Source organism: Pseudomonas sp. NFX183 (assembly GCF_047943075.1).
In the GTDB taxonomy this organism is placed as follows: domain Bacteria; phylum Pseudomonadota; class Gammaproteobacteria; order Pseudomonadales; family Pseudomonadaceae; genus Aquipseudomonas.
In genome coordinates this window covers 4,391,537-4,407,322 of record NZ_CP181333.1, presented here as the reverse complement: position 1 = coordinate 4,407,322, position 15,786 = coordinate 4,391,537, and the positions used below count along the sequence as shown (strand labels likewise).

Sequence of the window (15,786 nt, the reverse complement as noted above, 5' to 3'; positions counted from 1 at the left end):
GTTGGGTGCTGCCAGGATTACTTCTTGAGGACGAGTTCGACCGGGGTTTCGATCACACCGTCTTTGGCATCGACTTTCTCACCCTTGACCAGCTTGAGCGCGTTCTGGATACCGAACACGGCTTGCTGGGCGGCAGCCTGGTCAGCGGTCGCAAGCACACGGCCATCTTGCAGCATTGGTTTGATGGCTTCGATGTTGTCGTAGCCTACGACCAGCACTTTGCCGGCTTTACCCGCAGCGCGCACGGCAGAGACAGCGCCCAAGGCCATGTTGTCGTTACCCGCCAACAGTGCCTTGAGGTCCGGGTATTCGCTCAACATGGCGGAGGCGACTTTCTGACCCTGGTCGATTTCCCAGTTGCCCGACTGAGTGGAGACGATCTTCATGCCGGCAGCGTCCATCGCGTCCTTGTAGCCTGCGGTGCGCTGCTGCGCGTTGGTGGTGGTCGGGACACCTTCGATGATGCCGACCTTGTCACCCGCGGCCAGTTGCTTGGCCAGGTAGTCACCGACCAGCTTGGAGCCTTTACGGTTATCCGGGCCTACGAACGGAATATCGAGGTTTTTGCTTTTCAGTACATCCGGATCAAGGCGGTTGTCGATGTTGACGACCTTGATGCCCGCATCGGAAGCTTTCTTCAATACGGTGACCAACGCCTTGGAATCAGCCGGAGCAATCACGATGGCGTTTACTTTGGCGAGGATCATCTGGTTGACGATATCGATCTGCGCGCTGGTATCGGTTTCGTTCTTGATCCCGTTGGTGATCATGTCGAAATCACCGGCGTGGTCTTTTTGATACTTCTTGGCGCCGTCCTGCATGGTCACGAAGAATTCGTTGGCGAGGGACTTCATCACCAGGCCGACCTTGGGTTTGGCGGCGGCGTCATCGGCAAAAGCAGAGGAAAGGGGCAGAGCAGCGGATGCAGCGGCAAGCACAGCGACAGCAAGAAGACGTCCAGCAAATGGCAGCTTCATGGGTTCACTCCGATCTTATGATTATTGTGAGCAACGCTTGCACGGCAGACCGTCTCGCAAACGTTTGCGTTAGTCAAACTATGAGAACCTTGTCGAGATTTGTCAACGGGTGAAAAACGCCTTTCATCCAAGCCCATTGCTACCTGCCATTGCGCCCCATTCGGTGGATGCGACTAAACATCGCCCTCGCCCGCCCGTTCTCTAAAACGACAGCCTGTGACACTCATGTCATACGCAACCTGTCGATATGCCCTGATGGCCTTCGGACAACCGAACACGATACTGCCTCCCCGTTCGGAAAGCCGGACGTGTGCTTTTTCATGTCCTCTGGGATATCTGTAAATAGTGTTTTAAATCAACAGCTTAATTTATAGGCACGAACACAATCAGCTTGGTACAAATCCTGCTTTTTCCTGGCACCTCGTGGCGTTCAGAACCGCCCGGGTGTTCTAGATGAACCTGCGACCGCACTCATCAAAAACCAGAGAGAAAAATAATGAAATCTGCACTGAAGTCTTTTGTTCCGGGCGCACTCGCCCTCCTGCTGCTGTTCCCCGTTGCCGCTCAGGCAAAGGAAGTTGAAACTAAGACCAAACTGTCCAATGTGGTGATTCTTGCCACCGGCGGCACTATTGCCGGCGCTGGCGCCAGCGCTGCCAACAGCGCCACTTATCAGGCGGCCAAGGTCGGCATCGAGCAATTGATCGCTGGTGTTCCTGAGCTTAGCCAGATTGCCAATGTGCGCGGCGAGCAAGTGATGCAAATTGCGTCCGAAAGCATCAACAATGAAAACCTGCTGCAACTGGGTCGCCGTGTTGCCGAACTGGCCGACAGCAAGGACGTCGACGGCATCGTGATTACGCACGGTACCGACACCCTCGAAGAAACCGCCTACTTCCTGAACCTGGTGGAAAAAACCGACAAGCCAATCGTGGTGGTCGGCTCGATGCGTCCAGGCACCGCCATGTCGGCGGACGGCATGCTCAACCTGTACAACGCCGTCGCCGTCGCTGGCAGCAAAGATGCACGCGGCAAGGGCGTGCTGGTCACCATGAACGATGAGATCCAGTCGGGTCGTGACGTCAGCAAGATGATCAATATCAAGACCGAAGCGTTCAAGAGCCCATGGGGCCCGTTGGGCATGGTGGTTGAAGGCAAATCCTACTGGTTCCGCCTGCCGGCCAAGCGCCACACCCTGGATTCTGAATTCGATATCAAAACCATCAAAAGCCTGCCGGACGTTGAAATCGCTTATGGCTACGGCAATGTGAGCGACACCGCCGTCAAGGCCCTGGCTCAGGCTGGCGCCAAAGCCATCATCCATGCCGGCACTGGCAATGGTTCGGTGTCTTCCAAGGTCGTCCCTGCCCTGCAGGAACTGCGCAAACAAGGGGTGCAGATCATTCGCTCGTCCCACGTGAACGCCGGCGGTTTCGTGCTGCGTAACGCCGAACAGCCTGACGACAAGTACGACTGGGTGGTTGCCCATGACCTGAACCCGCAGAAAGCGCGGATCCTGGCGATGGTTGCGCTGACCAAGACCCAAGACAGCAAAGAGCTGCAACGGATGTTCTGGGAATATTGATTTCTGATAACACTGTGGAGGCGGGTTTACTCGCCTCTATCTTCCCTTGAAACTTCCCCGCCACAACTCCCCGCGCAAGCCCTGAGTTTTAAGCAGTTGCGAAATTCCTTATAGTTAAATACTGTATACACATACAGCAAACTAAGGAATGCTCCGTGGCAAAGTCCTCTTCCGCAGCCCCAACCCCGCCTGACGCTTACGCACGCTTGGCCGTTCGTGTGCAAAAAATCATCAATTCGACCAATGCCCAGAAAGCCAAGGCAGCCTTGATCTTCCGTTTACCGGAAGAGCCCGAAGATGAATGGGCGCGCTTGCTGGAAGAAATTGCAGAGAACGACAACGTCACCCTCGCTTATCGGGACGACGGTGGTGTGCAGATTTTCTGGGTTGTGCCGAAGGAAGATTGATTCAATGAGTGTTCGCTTTACTGCGTTGTTTTGTCTGTTTTTTGCCATTACTGCCAACGCCCAGGCGCCTCGAACCTTCAGCGAAGCCAAGAAAGTTGCCTGGAAACTCTATGCGCCACAATCCACAGAGTTTTACTGCGGCTGCAAATACACCGGCAACCGGGTGAATTTAAAAGCCTGCGGGTATATTCCACGCAAAAATGCCAACCGTGCCGCACGCATCGAATGGGAGCATATCGTTCCAGCCTGGCAGATCGGCCATCAGCGTCAATGCTGGCAGAACGGTGGACGCAAGAACTGTACGCGCCGCGATGATGTGTTCAAGCGTGCAGAGGCCGACTTGCACAACCTGGTGCCGAGCATCGGGGAGGTCAATGGTGACCGCAATAACTTCAGTTTTGGTTGGCTGCCTGTGCAAACCGGACAGTACGGCTCATGTTTGACCCAAGTGGACTTCAAGGCAAAAAAGGTCATGCCGCGCCCTTCCATTCGCGGAATGATTGCCCGGACCTACTTTTACATGAGCAAACAATATGGTTTGCGCCTGTCGAAACAGGACCGCCAACTATATGAAGCCTGGAACAAGACTTACCCGGTACAAACCTGGGAGCGCCAGCGCAACCAGACCGTGGCCTGCGTGATGGGGCGGGGCAACGAGTTTGTCGGCCCGGTTAACCTGAAAGCCTGCGGTTGAGGGCGGGAGGAGCTCCCGCCCGGTCTGTTGGTTACTGTGCAGCCTTGTGTTCAATCACCTGGGACTCGGTGTCATTTTTCTTGGCGCGGGCCAGTTTTTCGGTCAGTTGCGCCTGCTTGGCTTCGGCTTCGGCCTTACTGGCGAACGGCCCCAACAGGACATCGTCCTTGCCGTCTGTTTTCACGATATAAAAATTAAACCCATGTTCCAGCAACCAGGCAGTCAAGTCAGTGATTGCCTGGAGCTTGTGGTCCGGCGGGCCGACCCACACATCCCATTCCTGAGCGGCAATCGCGCCGGTGTCTGGCTGGCTTTCAGTCACGGCAGGCTTGGCCTTGGGCGCTTCGACAGGTTTGCCTTCACCGCAACCGGCCAATGCCAACACCGCAATTGCCATCGCTACTTTACGCACTGCCCTGCTCCTTTGAGGATAAAGAGGCAACTTTATCATTCACTGTCTATTCTGGCCGTCATAAACGTTGGCTTAAACAATGCGAATGATGTATCGCAGACCTGTATGATGCCGCCATGGGAATTAATGTCGCCTCTATGCGTCCTAAAAGAGGCAGTCACAGGGAAGCGCTTAGCAGTAAGCTACACACATCCGACATCTGCCCTGTCTGAAACATGTGTCCTTAAAAGTAATCAAGGAGAAGTCCATGCTTATACTCACCCGCAAAGTCGGTGAAAGCATAAACATCGGTGATGACATCACGATCACCATTCTGGGCGTCAGCGGCCAGCAAGTACGAATCGGCATCAACGCACCCAAGGACGTTGCCGTGCATCGCGAGGAGATTTACCAGCGTATCCAGGCTGGCCTGACGGCTCCGGACAAAAACCAGACTCCTTGACGCACTCTCAGTAGCCAGCCCTTTCGTTCACTGTAACGGCTGGCGAAGACCCTTAAAGGCTGCTCGAGTCTCTTGCGTGAACAGCACGCTTTGCGCCTTGCGCTTCGCCCCAAGATGAAACTGTCTTGACGACTTGAACTTGTTGCGTAATCCACAGCCGAATCTTCTGACTCTTATCCTGCCGTCCGAGTGCATTCAGGAGCACGTCGATGAGGCACGCCGCCCCCAAGCCCCTCGTTTCCAAGTCCTGGTGGATCGTCCTGCTGATAGGGCTGGTCTTCGTGACGCTGGGTTATGGCCTGAGATACGAAATTGAAAGTAGCAGTGCCTCCCATGGTAGCTCTTGGCCTGATCTGGCGCTGTTTCTGTGCGGTTACCTGTTTGCGTTCTGCCTCAAGCCTATTCAGAAGGCGATTCTGCGCAAGTTGTGTCAACGCGCCGCTCAACGAACGCACCACAAAACTGCACGATGACGCCTCCTTGCGGGCTATCAGATCACCGGCATTTACAGTGTCGCAGCAAGACCTATGCTTGGGCTTGCACGGTCAGTATTAAGGGCTGAAACAGATGGATAACCTGAGTAAATCCGAAATTGAAACTGCGCTGGCGGCCCGCCTGCCCAGTTACACAATCGCCTGCACACTGCACGCTGACGGCACATTGTCGGCTGTTCTCAGCGGCCCTGAAACCGACCACTTTGCAATCACCGGTATCGTGCGCGCGCACTATCGCGGCCCAGAAGCGATAGCCCGGCTGGCGAACGAAATCCTCAGAGAAATGGTGATGTCCCGCCAGGGCCTTCGCAGCAGCCGACTGCAGGCCCTACCGGAAAACAGCGTAAGGTCAGACCGACCCGGCAGCTGATGAATCAGGAGCGATAACGGGTTTGGCTTTCGTGTATCAAGCCACGACGATCGATAAACTCAGCAACCCGTCATCGTTACGATGCACGCGCACGCGCTCATACCCCTGAATCGACGCATGTACCGTGACCATGGGCTGCAAGTGCGTCGAGGTCACGACTACCACGTCAGCCCCCGCCGCCTCCGCGGCGCGAATCCCCACCGTCGCATCCTCGAACACCAGGCAGTCCTGCACCGGTACGCCCAGACGCTGCGCACCCAGCACATAACAAGCCGGATCCGGTTTGCCGCTGGCGACATCCTCGGCTGTTACCAGCACTGCCGGCGGCGCAATGCCCGCCGCTTGCAGGCGGCGCAACGCCAACTCCCTGGGGGCAGACGTGACCAGCGCCCACTGATCGCCAGGCAAACTGTTCAGAAACTCGACAGCGCCTGGAATCGCGACGACACCCTCGACATCGTTGATTTCCGCCTCGGTTATCCACTGCGCTTCAACTTCAGCGTCCACGCCTGGCAATGCCTGTCGGGTGATCGTATCAATGGCTCGTGCACCGTGAATGGTACTCAGAAAAGCCGCCACCTCCAGGCCGTGGCGTTCAGCCCAGATACCCCAGACCCGTTCGGCGGCGGCGATAGAGTTGAGCAAGGTCCCGTCCATATCGAATAAAAAGGCGCGGTAGCGTTGGGTAAATGCGGCTGGACCTTGAATAGACACTGCGGGGTTTCCTTTTTATCGCTGACAAATGCTGACTCCGATGCAATCTACGGATCACGTCAACACTTGTAAACGTTGCAGAGCACTGCCCTCCCCCTTTGCATTACAAGCATGTAATGAAGCTGTAAGTCTTGTCAGCACCCTCACTTCATACAGTGACGTCGTCAGTCACCCCCACCGGGTGACACACCTGCACACTGATGAAGGGCCGCACGATGAAACCTGCAAGCACACTCTGCCTGATCGCCGCCAGCTTGTTGATGCTGGGCACCGGTACCGCCATGGCCGGCACCGTCGCACCGATCAAAGCCAACAACGTGGTCCTGGTGCACGGCTCCTGGGCGGACGGCTCGAGCTGGTCCGAGGTGATCACCCGTCTTCAGGCCGCCGGCCTGCATGTCACCGCCGTACAGAACCCGCTGACCTCGGTGGCCGATGACGTCGCCGCCACCAACCGCGTACTCGATCAACAGGACGGTCCTACCGTCCTGGTCGGCCATTCCTACGCCGGCACCGTGGTCAGCGACGCCGGCGCGAACCCGAAGGTCAGCTCTCTGGTGTATGTGGCAGCCCGCGCGCCGGACGCCAATGAAGACTTCGTCGCGCTCTCCGCCAAATACCCGAGCATGCCGGTGCGAGCCGGCGTTGAAGAGCACGACGGTTACCTGACCCTGAACCAGGACGCGTTCCTGAAGTACTTCGCCGCCGACGTGCCCCGCGCCAAGGCACTGGAGCTGTACGCCGTACAACAACCGATTACCAAGACGCTGTTCAGTGATCGCACCGTGAATGCCGCCTGGCACACCAAGCCGTCCTGGTACGCCGTGTCGAGCAATGACCAGACCATCAACCCGGAGCTGGAACGCTTCCTCGCCAAGCGCATGAACGCCACCACCATCGAGCTGCCTTCGAGCCACTTGTCGTTGGTGTCCCACGCCAAGGAAATCACCGACCTGATCCTCGAAGCGTCCGGTCGCCAGCCTTGAATCCGTTGATTACGAACTTGTCATGATCCTGTTGGTTGGCTGTTTGGGGCGCCTGGTTACTGTGAACTCACTGCCAATCCCGGCAGCCGACCCTTTAAGAGAACTACTGCCATGAAACTGTTTATCCTGGGCTTCGCCGCGCTGCTTGCCACCGGTTCCGCATTTGCCGCCGACACCTCTTCCGCCAACAACGTGATCCACGACAAGACCGGCTTCTTCGTGCACCTGGACGTCGACAAAGTGCTGTCGAGCACCGACACCTACGGGCAGTGCGGCATCGTCCCCGCCCGCCTCGATTACCTCGACCACCAGGGCCGTGAACATGTGCTGGACTACCAGGTACAGGGCATCGGTTGCGCCAGTGACAATTGATCGGGCTACACTTGCGCCACGCACAGAATCAGGGCACTTCCCATGAATATCCTTGTAGTCGAAGACGAACCCAAGGCCGGCAATTACCTGCTCAATGGGCTGCAGGAACTGGGTTACTCCGTGAGCCTTGCCCGTGACGGTGTGGACGGGTTGCACCAGGCGCTGGAAACGTCATTCGACGTGATCGTGCTGGATGTGATGATGCCGAAAATGGACGGTTGGGAAGTGCTGCGCCGCCTGCGCAAGGAGGCCGACACGCCGGTGCTGTTTCTCACCGCCCGCGACGACATTGCCGACCGCATCAAGGGCCTGGAACTGGGTGCCGATGATTACTTGATCAAGCCGTTCTCCTTCGCCGAGCTGGTCGCGCGTTTGCGCACCTTGACCCGCCGCGGCCCGAGCCGCGAAGAAGAACAGCTGCACATCGCCGACCTGCAGATCGACGTGCTCAAACGCCGCGTCACCCGCGCCGGCACGCGCATTACCCTGACCAATAAAGAGTTCGCCCTGTTGCATCTGTTCGCGACCCATCAGGACCAGGTGCTGTCACGTTCGATGATCGCCTCACGCGTCTGGGACATGAACTTCGACAGCGACACCAATGTAGTCGACGTCGCCGTGAGGCGCCTGCGCCTGAAAATCGACGACCCGTTCCAGCTCAAGTTGATCCACAGCGTGCGGGGCATTGGCTACCGCTTCGACACTCAGCCATGAACAACCGCCGCCACTACTCGCTCACCCTGCGCCTGGCGCTGATCTTCGCCCTGCTCGCCTTTGCCCTGCTGGCCACCCTGGGCGTGGCGCTGTACCGCGAACTTGAGCGTGAACTGATCAAGCGTGACGATGCCGCGCTGATCTATCGCGCCGACCAGTTGCGCAACCTGCTCAACGACAGCAACACCCTGGACCTGATCAAGACCAAGCCGGAGCTGTTCCGGAACATGCTGGGCAACAGCGAGTCGGTGCTGAGTATCGCGGCGCCGGGGCAGAAGCCGTTATTGCTGGTCAACCCAGGCAACATTGAAATGCCGAACGTAACGCCCGTGCCAAAGGACCATGAACTGGGCTTTTCCGACGTGCACCACTTACCTGGAGTGAACGGCGTCCCCTTCGCCACCGTCGCCGCTTCCATTGATTCCGGAGACCTGGGAAGCCTGCAAGTCACCACGGGACGCTTGATGACCGAACGTACCGCCATGCTTGCCAGCTATCGCCTGAGCGTATTTATCCTGGCCAGCATCGCGGCGATTATCCTCGCCCTGGTCGGTTACCTGCTGGTGTACCGAGGCCTGCTGCCGCTGCGGCGCCTGGCCACACACGCGCAAGGCATCGGCGTGGGCAACCTTGCCGAACGACTCGACAGCCACGGTGCGCCAAAAGAACTTCTGCCGATGATCGACTCTTTCAACACCATGCTCGAGCGGCTGGCCAAGGGTTTTGTGCAACTGGGCCAGGTGTCGACCGACATGGCCCACGAACTGCGCACGCCGATCAACAACCTGCTGGGCGAAACCCAGGTCGCGCTCCAGCAGAGCCGCAGCATCGAAAGCTATCAGCAATTGCTGGCCTCCAATGTCGAAGAGCTCGAACGCCTGGCACGGATGCTCGACAACATGCTGTTTCTCGCCCGCACCGATCCGGCCAGCGCCTTGCGCCAGCGCCAGGAGCTGAGTGCGGCGGATGAAGTGCAACGCATGGCTGATTACTTCGAAGGGTTGGCGAACGATGTGAATATCAGCATCCTCGCGCAGGGCGAAGGCGTGATCTGGGCTGAACCGATGCTGCTGCGCCGGGCGCTGGCAAACTTGTGTGCCAATGCCATCAAATACGGCGCCCCCGGTTCGGAGCTGGTGATTCAAGCCACGCCAAATACCGAAGGCATCCGCCTGAGCGTCAGCAATCAGGGAGAGACCATCCCCGCCGAACACCTGCCCAGGCTGTTCGAACGGTTTTATCGGGTGGACGAATCGCGGGAACGCTCGGCCCAGTCCAACGGGCTGGGTTTATCGATCGTCGCGACCATCATGCAGCTGCATAACGGCCGCTACAGCGTCACCAGTGAAGGCGCATTGACATGTTTTGAGCTGATTTTTCCAAAGCGGGAACACTGAGCAGTGCGTGCCAGAACCCTGGTGTTATTTTGCAAAGTTTTGTAGGTCGCAGCCGTTCCCATCTGCCTCTACTCTTGCCCAGAGCGCTGTCTCAGATCATTCAAAACAGGTGTCACGCTTTGGAGAACAAACAGCATCAATCAGGCGGGACGAACACGCTGACTCAGGGTAGAGCCGGTGCAGGTAATAACGGAGATTCTGGTATGGAAAAACGCTTGGGTTTACTGGAAAAAGGGCTGGCTGACATGAAAGAGAAGCTGATCGCCGTTTCGAACAGGGCAGAAGCCATTGAAAGGCACTCCACCACCCATGAAAAACACTATGCAACCCGCGCGGACCTGGCAACCACAGAGCTGAACCTGATCAAATGGTATGTGGCCACTGCGTTCGCGATGACGGGGTTGGCCTGCGCCATTACCTTCGGGCTGACCCGAGCGTTGGCCGGTTGAGGCAAGCCTGGCAGGTCAACTGACCTGCCCACCGGTTTGCACGATATCCACCTGCGTATCCCACGCCGTCTGTAGCGCAACCCGCAAACCTTCAACCATTGTCACCAGTGCCATAGAGGGCTGCGCCGCACCAGAGACCTGATCCGGCAGGCTGGGGGGGACGTGGATAAAGCCACTGCGTATCGCCGTGCCGGCCAGGGCATGCTGCAACAGGTAAAACACCTGATTACACACAAAGGTCCCCGCCGTCTGTGATACCGACGCCGCGATCCCGGCCTCGCGCACAGCCTTGACCATCGCTTTGATCGGCAAGGTCGTGAAGTAGGCCGCCGGCCCCCCGACCACCACTGGGGTATCGACCGGTTGGGCCCCCAGATTATCAGGGATGCGTGCGTCGTTCACGTTGATCGCCACACGCTCCATGGAGAAATCGCTACGGCCGGGGGCGAGGCCTGTGGCAATCACCATCACCGGGTCAAATTCGGCGATCAACCGCGTCAGGCACGCCCCCGCCGTGGCAAACGCACAGGGCAGTCGACGCGCCACAATGTGCACATCTTCGCTCAGTCGCACGCCGTCCAACTGGCGCGATGCCTCCCAGGACGGGTTCATCAGGTCCTGGTCAAAGGGCTCGAAGCCCGTCAGCAACACAGTTTGCATTTTTGGCCTCACATCAACAGGTAGAGCAGCACGATATTGACCACCAGCATCATCAACGCCGTCGGCAGTTGAGCCTTGATCACTGCGTTCTTGTCCGGCAACTCCAGCAACGCCGCCGGGACGATATTGAAGTTGGCAGCCATGGGCGTCATCAACGTGCCGCAATAGCCGGAGAACATGCCGATTGCCGCCATCACCGCCGGGTTACCGCCATACACGCCCACCAGCACCGGTACGCCGACACCGCCGGTCATCACCGGAAACGCCGCAAAGCCGTTACCCATGATCACCGTGAACAGCGCCATACCCAGCACGTAGACCATCACCGCTACCAACTTGAAATCAAGGTTGATGTAGGTAGTGGTGACATGCGCAACGGCCGTGCCCACTCCGGCTTCATTAAACAATAGCCCCAGCATTGCAAGCATCTGCGGCAACACCATGGCCCAGCCGAGGGCCTCGGTCAGGCGCCGGGATTCACGCAAGGCTTGCACCGGTGTATCGCGGGTCAGCCAGCAAGCCAGGCCGAGGGCGATCAGACAGCCGATGCCCAAGGATACAAAGGTGGTGTTTTTCGGGTCCAGCAGCGGCACGCCGCCGATCTCGGTGTGTTTGAGCAACACCGAACCAATCACGGTGGTCAGGGGAATGGCCAGCGCGGGAATAAACAATTTATGCCCCAGGCGCCCGGCACTCGCGCGGGAGGCCTTGTCATGCAGTTCGGCATGCTTGCCGCGGCCGACGCCACCCAAGCCTGCGATCAGCGCCATCACCACCACGCCGACACCAACGACCACCGACGGCAAGCGCTCCCCCACCAGGAATGGAACGGCAAACAAGAGCCAGAACAGCGCGGTTGACCAGCGTTTAGGGTGGGTTCGATCCAGCAGGATCATTCCTGCAGTTATCAGCAATAGAACACCGGCAAGCCAGTACAGGTACTCAATGGAGATGATCATTGTGCAGCCTCCACCGGCGTGGCGGCGGGCGTCATCTCACGCGCAAGCCTGCGATCAAACCGGTGCAGGCGAATGGCATGGATGATAAAGGCGCAAATCGCCGTTGGAATGCCCCACACCGCAATGTGCAGTGGCTCCACATCAATCCCCGAACCCAGCAGGAAGGTGTGCATCAACGCGATCGCACCAAAGGCGACAAAGATGTCCTCACCGAAAAACAGCCCGACGTTATCGGTTGCCGCACACATGGCCAACACTTTGTGGCGCAACGTATCCGGCAGTTTGCCGTAGCGTTTTTCCGCCGCCCCTTCGGCCATGGGCGCCAGCAACGGCCGCACCATTTGCGGATGCCCGCCCAGGCTGGTCAGGCCCATGGCGGCGGTGGACTCGCGCACAAACAGGTAGATGATCAACAGGCGCCCGACCGTGGCTCGCTCGAAACGCGCGATCCAGTTTTGTGCATGCAGGCGCAGGCCATGGCGCTCCAGCAAGCCAATGACAGCCAGGGGCAATAACAGGATCAGTTGCAGCGCGCGGGTCTGAAGGAAACCATCACCCATGCTGGCGAGAATTTTTTCCAGCGGGAAGTGGGCAGCCAGCCCGGTGGCGATGGCTGCGGCGGTGACCACCAACAGCGGATTGAAGCGCAAGACGAAGCCAACCACGATGACAAGTACGCCGATCAACGGCCATAGGTTCACAACAGTTTGCATGACGAAGAGGTCCTTGAATGCGCGCTGCGGCGCCATTACAGCAGGATGTGAACAAAGGGTTCACAGCATGAAAGTGGCATGCAGCCCGGCGCGGTTTTTATTGTTGACCCGATAGGTCGAGCGTCAGTGGCGGCAACTTTGCTGCCTGGGGGCGGGAGGTGTCCAACAAGAAAAATTGTTGCTGCAAACCAATAAATTTTGTGGGTGATTGGCGCCGGGCGATCCGGCGCCGTACGAAAATTCAGCCGAGGCGTTTCTGGAAAAAGTGCCGCTGGTGACCCGCCGGGTAATCAGCGATATGGCCAAATTCACTGAAGCCCAGCTTTCGATAAAACCCCGGCGCCTGGAAGCTGAAGGTGTCCAGCCAAATCCCGACACACTCCCGCTCACGGGCCAGCTCTTCAGCGGCGCGCATTAAACGCGTGCCGGTACCTTGGGTACGCATCTGATCCGGGATGCTCAACAGCTCAATGAACATCCACCCGTAGGAAATTTTTCCATAAAGGCCACCGACAACCTCTTGTGTCGCGGGGTCTCGCAACAAAATCCCGATGGTTTCGAACGCCATGTTGCCCGTGTGACCGAGGTTGTACGCCCTCAGCGGTTTGAGGATGGCCTCACGCTCCTGCGCCGTTACGTCGAACGACACTTCCATTGCCACTTCCATAGCGTGCTCCCTGGTATGAATTGAGTCGGCGACCAGTATGCAGGCTTACTGCGGCTTGACCAGCCTCGTAATCCGGGCTGATCTGCGCCAGGATCATCGAGGCTGCCGCCCCCAATGCCACTGCGTCCTGCCCTGCACTCCAAGGTGCTCCAACACCCTTGGTTACCGCAGGAACACGCCTTGCCACCCGGAATCACCATCATGTGCCCGATCTCACCAGCATTGTGCCAGTGGCCGGAATACCGGCGGTTATCCAGGTACAAACCGGCACCGAGACCGCTGCCGATAAACAGGTGCACAAAATTCGTCAGCTCGCTGGCGACGCAATAGAGGCGTTCAATTGTGATTGATCGCGGCGCGCCACGGCTTGCGAAGGCCTGTTGCCCAGCGTGCCGACCGCACATGCGCTACTGGAACCCTTCACGATGATTCAAGGGTTCTATGTGAGCGCAGCGCAACTGGCTGTGACGCGCGGGCGCAATCCGGATCAGCCGCGGTATTTGAAGAAGGTGACGCAGACGCGGTAATTCGAGCGTGCGGGCCCAGGGCTGACCCGGTATTGTCGAGTGCGATCGACCTTCACTGAAAAAGGCCAACACCGGTGACTTCATCCGTTACACCTGTTTCAAGCGTGCAAACCCGTTTGATCGCCCTGGTGGTCGCCGTGACCTTTTTCATGGAGAACCTCGATGCCACCGTCATCGCCACCGCCTTACCCACCATGGCGTCCGCGTTCGGGGTCACGGCGGTCGATATGAATATCGGCATCACCGCGTACATTCTTGCCGTGGCGATCTTCATCCCGCTGTCCAGTTGGATCGCCGACCGTTTTGGCGCACGCCGGGTGTTCGCCGGTGCGATCATCATCTTCACCCTGGCTTCGCTGCTTTGCGGGTTGAGCCAAAGCCTTGAGATGTTCGTGATCGCCCGGGTGCTGCAAGGCGTAGGCGGCGCGCTGATGGTGCCGGTGGGGCGCCTGGCGGTGCTGCGCAATACCGACAAAAAAGACTTGGTGAACATGATTGCGGTGATCACCTGGCCTGGGCTGGTCGCGCCGATTCTAGGGCCGTTGGTGGGTGGTTTGATCGTGACCCACGCAACGTGGCCGTGGATTTTTTACGTGAATCTGCCTCTGGGAATACTGGCCCTGGTTGCCGCATTGTGGCTTGTGCCCAAGGGGCGCGAGGCCAGCGTACGGCGATTCGATGCCAAAGGCTTTGTGCTGCTGGCAGGTGCGTGTGTGGCAGTGCTGGGCGGGCTGGAATGGCTGGGCAACCAGACCAGCGAAACGCTGATCCCGGGTTTTGTACTGGTGGCCACGGGCACGTTGCTCGCGGCATGGGCCGTGCGTCATTGCCGCCAGCATGCCGAACCGTTATTACCGCTTCAGACCCTGTCCATCGGCACCTTTCGCGTGAGTGTTCTTGGCGGGTCGCTGTTCCGTCTCGCCATCAGCGCCCTGCCCTTTCTACTGCCCCTGTTGTTTCAAGTGGGTTTTGGCCTTTCTGCGGTGGATGCCGGCTTGCTGGTGCTGGCGGTGTTTGCCGGCAACCTGGTAATGAAACCCTTCACGACGCCCATCATGCAACGCTTCGGGTTTCGCCCGGTGCTGCTGGTCAATGGCGCTATTGGCGTCGCATTGGTTGCAACCTGTGCCTTGTTCACGGTGCAAACGCCCTTACCGCTGATTGCGGCCGTGCTGTTCGTGGGTGGGCTGTCACGGTCGATGCAGTTTACTTGCTACAACTCAATCGGCTTCGCCGACGTGCCCAAGGCGCAGATGAGCGAGGCGTCGGCGCTGTTCAGCATGGCGTTCCAGCTGGCGATGGGTCTGGGGGTCTCCATGGCGGCGCTATTGTTACGGGCGTCGATGGCTGTGCAAGGGCACGCCGTGCACGCGGCCGTCGGGGACTTTCGGGTGGCCTTCGTGGGCGTGGCGCTGCTTGGGCTCGTGGGATTGATTGACGTGTATCGTTTACCGATGGGCGCCGGCGAAAACGTGCTGAATCGCGCCAAAACGACGGGACCGTGAAGAATCCTGTTCCAGACCTATACTCACTTGAGCTGTTGCGCGTTTTGCGCACCGCTCACGGCAGTATTGCCGACCAAGAGGTAGCCGCTATGTACGCAGGACAAATGAATATGACCACAACAAATGGTGAAATACGCTGCCAGATGGTTGTTCAAATCATCTGCCTTTTGTCGGTTGCCACGCTGTTCTGCTGACCCATCAGTACTGCCTGCCTTTCAACCTCCGCTGCGTATAACCGCGCGGGGGCCGCGTTCGCGCTGAAGATCTTAAATAATAGGCCTCAACGGCTTGAACACCCCGCCAGAACATTCAAGGCCTTGGCGTATCGGACCAGACGCGCGCCTAGCTCAACAAACAGACGAAAGCCGAAAATAAAGCCGACAACGACAAACCAGATGGATAAATAGGTGAGCTTTTCCGCGTCGGCGGAATCGCGCCCACACCGATATTGGCTATTTTGAGTAAACCTCAATCACATCGACGCGGCGTGTGATCAGCACCGATGCACTCAGGGCGATTCGAACAAGAAGGCGGGCGCCGAACGGGGCGTGGGTAAATCGCAGACAACAAAAAAGGGCCCACCTTTCGGTGAGCCCTTCTAGACCGCCCAGCAGAGCGGATTTTATTTGGTAGGCGCGATTGGACTCGAACCAACGACCCCCACCATGTCAAGGTCTGCTGGGAGCGAGCTCCCAGCCCTGCTGCTCTTGGATTTCACAGAACGCCCATTCACATTATGAGG

21 protein-coding genes and 1 tRNA gene are annotated in these 15,786 nt (G+C 58.2%); 13 read left to right on the top strand and 9 right to left on the bottom strand.

The window, feature by feature from the left end; translation table 11 throughout:
* Positions 1–17 precede the first annotated feature (17 nt).
* Positions 18–977: a sugar ABC transporter substrate-binding protein gene (locus ACM530_RS20680; RefSeq protein ID WP_145165840.1), complete on the bottom strand. Its 960-nt coding sequence runs from the start codon at positions 975–977 to the stop codon at positions 18–20.
* Positions 978–1,473: 496 nt separating this feature from the next.
* Between ACM530_RS20680 and ACM530_RS20675 the strand changes: the two genes are divergently transcribed.
* The 3 genes from ACM530_RS20675 to ACM530_RS20665 all read left to right on the top strand — a co-directional run bounded on the left by ACM530_RS20675 (position 1,474) and on the right by ACM530_RS20665 (position 3,663).
* A complete protein-coding gene (locus tag ACM530_RS20675) occupies positions 1,474–2,562 on the top strand; it encodes an asparaginase (RefSeq protein WP_106580526.1) in 1,089 nt (362 codons plus the stop codon).
* Positions 2,563–2,717: 155 nt separating this feature from the next.
* Complete coding sequence (locus tag ACM530_RS20670) at positions 2,718–2,969, top strand: DUF1654 domain-containing protein (protein ID WP_106580525.1); 252 nt, start codon at positions 2,718–2,720, stop codon at positions 2,967–2,969.
* Positions 2,970–2,973: 4 nt separating this feature from the next.
* Entirely contained in the window at positions 2,974–3,663 is a 690-nt protein-coding gene (locus ACM530_RS20665) for an endonuclease (protein ID WP_242195142.1), read from the top strand.
* Positions 3,664–3,694: 31 nt separating this feature from the next.
* Here the strand turns inward: ACM530_RS20665 and ACM530_RS20660 are convergent, their stop codons facing one another.
* Entirely contained in the window at positions 3,695–4,060 is a 366-nt protein-coding gene (locus ACM530_RS20660; protein WP_242196379.1) for an SPOR domain-containing protein, read from the bottom strand.
* Positions 4,061–4,322: 262 nt separating this feature from the next.
* Here ACM530_RS20660 and csrA point away from each other — a divergent pair, with 262 nt between their 5' ends.
* From csrA to ACM530_RS20645, 3 genes are all read left to right on the top strand, one after another.
* Positions 4,323–4,517 carry a carbon storage regulator CsrA gene (csrA, locus tag ACM530_RS20655; RefSeq protein ID WP_003192511.1) on the top strand — a complete coding sequence of 65 codons (195 nt, stop codon included), beginning with the start codon at positions 4,323–4,325 and terminating at the stop codon, positions 4,515–4,517.
* Between the two features lie 209 nt (positions 4,518–4,726).
* On the top strand, positions 4,727–4,990 hold the full coding sequence (locus tag ACM530_RS20650; protein WP_145165837.1) for a hypothetical protein: 264 nt from the start codon (positions 4,727–4,729) through the stop codon (positions 4,988–4,990).
* Positions 4,991–5,084: 94 nt separating this feature from the next.
* A complete protein-coding gene (locus tag ACM530_RS20645) occupies positions 5,085–5,381 on the top strand; it encodes a hypothetical protein (protein WP_416363022.1) in 297 nt (98 codons plus the stop codon).
* Between the two features lie 36 nt (positions 5,382–5,417).
* Here ACM530_RS20645 and ACM530_RS20640 read toward each other — a convergent pair whose 3' ends face one another.
* Positions 5,418–6,095, bottom strand: coding sequence for an HAD family hydrolase (locus ACM530_RS20640; protein WP_262210350.1), 678 nt, complete (start codon positions 6,093–6,095; stop codon positions 5,418–5,420).
* A 215-nt stretch (positions 6,096–6,310) separates the two neighbouring features.
* Here ACM530_RS20640 and ACM530_RS20635 point away from each other — a divergent pair, with 215 nt between their 5' ends.
* The 5 genes from ACM530_RS20635 to ACM530_RS20615 all read left to right on the top strand — a co-directional run bounded on the left by ACM530_RS20635 (position 6,311) and on the right by ACM530_RS20615 (position 10,013).
* The gene (locus tag ACM530_RS20635; RefSeq protein ID WP_416363021.1) at positions 6,311–7,081 is read left to right on the top strand and encodes an alpha/beta fold hydrolase; all 771 of its coding nucleotides are present in this window, start codon (positions 6,311–6,313) and stop codon (positions 7,079–7,081) included.
* A gap of 111 nt (positions 7,082–7,192) precedes the next feature.
* Positions 7,193–7,453: a DUF2790 domain-containing protein gene (locus ACM530_RS20630; protein WP_145165834.1), complete on the top strand. Its 261-nt coding sequence runs from the start codon at positions 7,193–7,195 to the stop codon at positions 7,451–7,453.
* A 42-nt stretch (positions 7,454–7,495) separates the two neighbouring features.
* Entirely contained in the window at positions 7,496–8,167 is a 672-nt protein-coding gene (locus tag ACM530_RS20625; protein WP_145165833.1) for a heavy metal response regulator transcription factor, read from the top strand.
* Positions 8,164–9,564 carry a heavy metal sensor histidine kinase gene (locus ACM530_RS20620; RefSeq protein ID WP_416363020.1) on the top strand — a complete coding sequence of 467 codons (1,401 nt, stop codon included), beginning with the start codon at positions 8,164–8,166 and terminating at the stop codon, positions 9,562–9,564. The genes ACM530_RS20625 and ACM530_RS20620 overlap by 4 nt, the downstream gene beginning before the upstream one ends.
* Before the next feature lie 203 nt (positions 9,565–9,767).
* The gene (locus tag ACM530_RS20615) at positions 9,768–10,013 is read left to right on the top strand and encodes a hypothetical protein (RefSeq protein WP_145165831.1); all 246 of its coding nucleotides are present in this window, start codon (positions 9,768–9,770) and stop codon (positions 10,011–10,013) included.
* Positions 10,014–10,028: 15 nt separating this feature from the next.
* Here ACM530_RS20615 and pcp read toward each other — a convergent pair whose 3' ends face one another.
* The 5 genes from pcp to ACM530_RS20590 form a co-directional block, all read right to left on the bottom strand.
* Positions 10,029–10,673, bottom strand: coding sequence for a pyroglutamyl-peptidase I (gene pcp / locus ACM530_RS20610; RefSeq protein ID WP_416363019.1), 645 nt, complete (start codon positions 10,671–10,673; stop codon positions 10,029–10,031).
* Between the two features lie 8 nt (positions 10,674–10,681).
* Positions 10,682–11,632, bottom strand: coding sequence for a DUF979 domain-containing protein (locus tag ACM530_RS20605; RefSeq protein ID WP_416363018.1), 951 nt, complete (start codon positions 11,630–11,632; stop codon positions 10,682–10,684).
* A complete protein-coding gene (locus tag ACM530_RS20600) occupies positions 11,629–12,345 on the bottom strand; it encodes a DUF969 domain-containing protein (protein ID WP_416363017.1) in 717 nt (238 codons plus the stop codon). Before ACM530_RS20600 ends, ACM530_RS20605 begins: the two co-directional genes overlap by 4 nt.
* Positions 12,346–12,586: 241 nt before the next feature.
* Positions 12,587–13,012, bottom strand: a complete 426-nt coding sequence (locus tag ACM530_RS20595) for a GNAT family N-acetyltransferase (RefSeq protein ID WP_416363016.1) — start codon at positions 13,010–13,012, stop codon at positions 12,587–12,589.
* Complete coding sequence (locus ACM530_RS20590; RefSeq protein ID WP_416363015.1) at positions 12,979–13,416, bottom strand: ROK family protein; 438 nt, start codon at positions 13,414–13,416, stop codon at positions 12,979–12,981. The genes ACM530_RS20595 and ACM530_RS20590 overlap by 34 nt, the downstream gene beginning before the upstream one ends.
* A gap of 272 nt (positions 13,417–13,688) precedes the next feature.
* Between ACM530_RS20590 and ACM530_RS20585 the strand changes: the two genes are divergently transcribed.
* Positions 13,689–15,044, top strand: coding sequence for an MFS transporter (locus tag ACM530_RS20585; RefSeq protein WP_416365109.1), 1,356 nt, complete (start codon positions 13,689–13,691; stop codon positions 15,042–15,044).
* On the top strand, positions 15,041–15,238 hold the full coding sequence (locus tag ACM530_RS20580) for a hypothetical protein (RefSeq protein WP_145165826.1): 198 nt from the start codon (positions 15,041–15,043) through the stop codon (positions 15,236–15,238). The genes ACM530_RS20585 and ACM530_RS20580 overlap by 4 nt, the downstream gene beginning before the upstream one ends.
* Positions 15,239–15,671: 433 nt before the next feature.
* Here the strand turns inward: ACM530_RS20580 and ACM530_RS20575 are convergent.
* Positions 15,672–15,771: transfer RNA gene (locus tag ACM530_RS20575), tRNA-Val, on the bottom strand.
* Positions 15,772–15,786: the final 15 nt, after the last annotated feature.

Excerpts from the sequence above, each read along its gene's own strand:
- ACM530_RS20680 (WP_145165840.1), bottom strand. The coding sequence starts at position 977 with ATGAAGCTGCCATTTGCTGGACGTCTTCTTGCTGTCGCTGTGCTTGCC.
- ACM530_RS20675 (WP_106580526.1), top strand. The coding sequence starts at position 1,474 with ATGAAATCTGCACTGAAGTCTTTTGTTCCGGGCGCACTCGCCCTCCTG.
- ACM530_RS20665 (WP_242195142.1), top strand. The coding sequence starts at position 2,974 with ATGAGTGTTCGCTTTACTGCGTTGTTTTGTCTGTTTTTTGCCATTACT.
- ACM530_RS20660 (WP_242196379.1), bottom strand. The coding sequence starts at position 4,060 with ATGGCAATTGCGGTGTTGGCATTGGCCGGTTGCGGTGAAGGCAAACCT.
- csrA (WP_003192511.1), top strand. The coding sequence starts at position 4,323 with ATGCTTATACTCACCCGCAAAGTCGGTGAAAGCATAAACATCGGTGAT.
- ACM530_RS20650 (WP_145165837.1), top strand. The coding sequence starts at position 4,727 with ATGAGGCACGCCGCCCCCAAGCCCCTCGTTTCCAAGTCCTGGTGGATC.
- ACM530_RS20645 (WP_416363022.1), top strand. The coding sequence starts at position 5,085 with ATGGATAACCTGAGTAAATCCGAAATTGAAACTGCGCTGGCGGCCCGC.
- ACM530_RS20635 (WP_416363021.1), top strand. The coding sequence starts at position 6,311 with ATGAAACCTGCAAGCACACTCTGCCTGATCGCCGCCAGCTTGTTGATG.
- ACM530_RS20630 (WP_145165834.1), top strand. The coding sequence starts at position 7,193 with ATGAAACTGTTTATCCTGGGCTTCGCCGCGCTGCTTGCCACCGGTTCC.
- ACM530_RS20625 (WP_145165833.1), top strand. The coding sequence starts at position 7,496 with ATGAATATCCTTGTAGTCGAAGACGAACCCAAGGCCGGCAATTACCTG.
- ACM530_RS20620 (WP_416363020.1), top strand. The coding sequence starts at position 8,164 with ATGAACAACCGCCGCCACTACTCGCTCACCCTGCGCCTGGCGCTGATC.
- ACM530_RS20615 (WP_145165831.1), top strand. The coding sequence starts at position 9,768 with ATGGAAAAACGCTTGGGTTTACTGGAAAAAGGGCTGGCTGACATGAAA.
- pcp (WP_416363019.1), bottom strand. The coding sequence starts at position 10,673 with ATGCAAACTGTGTTGCTGACGGGCTTCGAGCCCTTTGACCAGGACCTG.
- ACM530_RS20605 (WP_416363018.1), bottom strand. The coding sequence starts at position 11,632 with ATGATCATCTCCATTGAGTACCTGTACTGGCTTGCCGGTGTTCTATTG.
- ACM530_RS20600 (WP_416363017.1), bottom strand. The coding sequence starts at position 12,345 with ATGCAAACTGTTGTGAACCTATGGCCGTTGATCGGCGTACTTGTCATC.
- ACM530_RS20595 (WP_416363016.1), bottom strand. The coding sequence starts at position 13,012 with ATGGAAGTGGCAATGGAAGTGTCGTTCGACGTAACGGCGCAGGAGCGT.
- ACM530_RS20590 (WP_416363015.1), bottom strand. The coding sequence starts at position 13,416 with ATGTGCGGTCGGCACGCTGGGCAACAGGCCTTCGCAAGCCGTGGCGCG.
- ACM530_RS20585 (WP_416365109.1), top strand. The coding sequence starts at position 13,689 with ATGGAGAACCTCGATGCCACCGTCATCGCCACCGCCTTACCCACCATG.